This window comes from Desulforhabdus sp. TSK (assembly GCF_022836495.1).
In the GTDB taxonomy this organism is placed as follows: Bacteria; Desulfobacterota; Syntrophobacteria; order Syntrophobacterales; family Syntrophobacteraceae; genus Desulforhabdus.
The window spans coordinates 1-279 of sequence record NZ_BQXM01000228.1; the positions used below are offsets into that span (position 1 = coordinate 1).

Annotated in this window: 1 pseudogene; it reads left to right on the forward strand. The window is 59.1% G+C overall.

Features of this window, described 5'->3' with window-relative positions:
• Window positions 1-279, forward strand: a pseudogene (locus tag MWC30_RS22205) (NADH-quinone oxidoreductase subunit N); the annotation flags it as partial.

Consider the following 279-nt stretch of genomic DNA (forward strand, 5'->3'; position numbering starts at 1 on the left):
TGTCCTATTCCTTCAGCGACATGTGGGTGGTGGACAACTACAGCCGGTTTTTCAAGCTCATCTTTCTTCTCGGGAGCGGCCTCACGGTCCTCATCTCCATGAGGTATCTTGAAGAGGAGGGACTGCCCCGGGGCGAGTACTTCGCCCTCATCCTCTTTGCGACCCTCGGCATGATGATCATGGCCGGCGGGGCGGAGCTCATCACGGTGTTTCTCGGGGTGGAGCTCATGAGCGTCTCCCTTTACGTCCTGGCCGGTTACGCCCGGACGCGGATGATCT